2 protein-coding genes are annotated in these 2,962 nt (G+C 42.6%); both read right to left on the bottom strand.

The window, feature by feature from the left end:
- Nucleotides 1-398: 398 nt before the first annotated feature.
- On the bottom strand, nt 399-1,436 hold the full coding sequence (gene pdhA / locus IQ228_RS24150) for a pyruvate dehydrogenase (acetyl-transferring) E1 component subunit alpha (RefSeq protein ID WP_193964707.1): 1,038 nt from the start codon (nt 1,434-1,436) through the stop codon (nt 399-401).
- 274 nt (nt 1,437-1,710) lie between these two features.
- Entirely contained in the window at nt 1,711-2,493 is a 783-nt protein-coding gene (tatC, locus tag IQ228_RS24145) for a twin-arginine translocase subunit TatC (RefSeq protein WP_027404648.1), read from the bottom strand.
- Nucleotides 2,494-2,962: the final 469 nt, after the last annotated feature.

Below are 2,962 nucleotides of genomic sequence, written 5' to 3'. Positions count from 1 at the left end.
TGGCAAACGGCATCAGGCGGGGAACCGTACATCTAAGGTAATACCTGAAAAGCGGATATTATTCGAGCAGTTGTGTTTGCAATTATTCGATTAAGAATCCCCGTGTCTTTAGACCGGGGAGTGTCAACATGATCATTTGATCTCAAATCTTTACCACATCTCGTTCCTAGTCTCTGACTAGGAATGCAGTTGATGAGGCTCTGCCTCCAATCTTATTGAAGGCAGAGCCTTCTAGAATTTATTCCCAGTCAGAGACTGGGAACAAGAAGATAAATTATATCGCTCAAGCTCCTTCTCTCTGCGCCTCTGCGCCTCTGCGTGAGAAAAATTCATACCTTCAATCACCAACGCTATTTATTTTGTAATATTCCCTAATTACCCATTACCCATGACCCAAATTAAACGTCTTCAGCAAAAATGAAGCGATATAACTCGCTAGGATCTGGTTCAGGACTGGTTTCAGCAAATCTCACAGCTTCGTCTATTACAGCCTGAATTTTCTTTTCCACATCTTTGAGTTCTGCTTCTGTTGCCAGATTTTGTTCTAGCAAATAACCAGCTAACTTTTTAATGGGGTCACGAGCAAACCAAAATTCTTTTTCTTCCTTGCTGCGGAGTTCGTCTGGGTCAGCGAGAGAGTGACCCCGGAAGCGATAGGTCATGGCTTCGATTAAAGTTGGACCTTCACCAGCGCGGGCGCGAGCTACGGCTTCTTGAGCCACTTGACGCACGGCTAAAGCATCCATGCCGTCTACTTCCACACCCACCATGTTAAACACACTGGCTTTTTTGTAAATTTCTGGTTGGGAAGTTGCCCGTTCGTGAGCCATACCGATCGCCCACTTATTATTTTCTACCACAAAAAGAATCGGCAATTTCCATAAAGCTGCCATATTCAATGTTTCAAAAAATTGACCATTGTTAGCAGCACCGTCACCAAAGAAGCAAGCGGTTACTTGGTCGGCGGCTTTGTCTCCCAGGACTTCCCGACGGTATTTAGATTGGAAAGCTGCCCCAGCAGCCACAGGAATACCTTCGGCTACGAAAGCATAACCACCTAGTAAACGATGTTCAGCAGAAAACATATGCATTGAACCACCGCGCCCTTTACTGCAACCTGTGGCTTTACCAAATAATTCTGCCATGACTTCGCGGGCGGGGACTCCGGCGCTTAAAGCATGAACGTGGTCACGGTAGGTGCTGGAAACGAAGTCTTCTCCGGGGCGCATAGCACCTTTAATAATGCCGCTACAAACTGCTTCTTGTCCGTTGTACAGGTGGACAAATCCAAACATTTTTCCTCTGTAGTACATTTCGGCGCATTTATCTTCAAATAAACGACCTAATGTCATGTCTTCATATAAGCCCAATCCTTCTTCTTTGGTGATTTGGACTGTGGCAGTATTAAATGTGGGTAATGTGCGCTCTTGAGCCATGCTGGTGAAGTATTCCTATTGTAAAAGTTAAAGTTAAGTTTGTCTTTGTTTACGTTAGCTATAAATTAGCCGGCGTTGACAAAATTAATTTATCAAAACCTATTTTATATGGTAACAATCAGGATAACTGGCTTTCTGCATAGCGATTAACAATTAATGTAATTTCATCAAGTAAATGAAGCCGCATGAAATAAGATTTTAAGAATAATTAAACGCAGATAAACGCAGATAAACACAGATATGATAATTCTGTGCAGTAACTGACAACTGACAACTACTTACCTGTGAGTTTGACTAGTCCAATTCCACCAAAGTATAGTCCCAAAACTGCACCTGCTAAAAGACTTTGGGTGAGAGGGTCGGTGGAAGGTGTGAGTATTGCTCCTAAAACTACTGCTGCCATAATTACATAACGCCAGCCTTTTAACATGATTTTTGAGGAGACAATTCCCAAGGTAGCCAGCAAGACTTGAATGACGGGAACTTGAAATGCTAGTCCTGTGGTAAATAACAATAACAGCACAAAGTCAAAATATTTGTCAATTGACCACAATTGCTCTACAACATCAGCACCATAGTTAATAAAGAATTGCAATGCGGCTGGGATGAGTGCAATATAGGCAAAGACTAAGCCGCATACAAATAATATGCTTGAACCTAGCACTACGGGAATGACTAACCGCCGTTCGCGTACGGTGAGGCCAGGAAGTACAAATTGAATGATTTGATAAAGAATGAAGGGTGTGGTCAGGATTAAACCACCATAGGCGGCAACTTTCATGGAGACAAAGAAAAATTCTCCGGGGGCTAATTGCAGAAATTTTACGCCGTGAGCGGGAATTTCTAGTAGCTGGACTAGGGGTTTAACTACGATAAAACAACCGATAATACCCACTGCCACTACTATGAGGGAATAGAAAATTCTTTGTCGCAACTCTTCCAGATGGTCGAAAATGGACATTTCCACTTCACCTGGTAATTCATCTAGGGGGCTGATAGATGGTTCTGGGTCTGAGTTAGGGGATTTGATTGTATCTACGTCTTGTGAAGAGGTCATGAGTAAGAGGAGTGGGAATCGTTTGTTAGGCAATCTTTGTTCACTATTCTATAAGGAATAGGTCTGAAAACTCTTGAAGTTGTCAATAGACATCTCCAAAAAAGATGGTAGAGACGTTCCATGTAACGTCTCTACAAGGGTTTCAGGTCACGCATATTTAATTTCTGGAGATGTCTAATGAGTCAGGAAAATTAACTTTAAGCAAAAGCTCAATTTATTCCCTTGCGGAGTATAACTTTTTCTAAATTCTCCTGATAGCGCAGCCTGGCGTTAGCCATACTCCTGAATGGGCGCAGTCCCTGCGCCCCTACCTCCTGATAGCGTGGCGTTAGCCATACTCCTAGTAGTTCGTCAAATTTATTTTGACGGGTAATGATCGGAAAAAACTTCTGTTCTTCCCCGCTCCCCCTGCTTGCCTTCACAGACAACTTATTCAGCAAACTTATTTATTTTTGGTAATATTTATATC

It is taken from the genome of Dolichospermum sp. LEGE 00246 (assembly GCF_015207865.1).
In the GTDB taxonomy this organism is placed as follows: Bacteria; Cyanobacteriota; Cyanobacteriia; order Cyanobacteriales; family Nostocaceae; genus Dolichospermum; species Dolichospermum heterosporum.
This window is presented reverse-complemented; position numbering and strand designations above follow the sequence as displayed.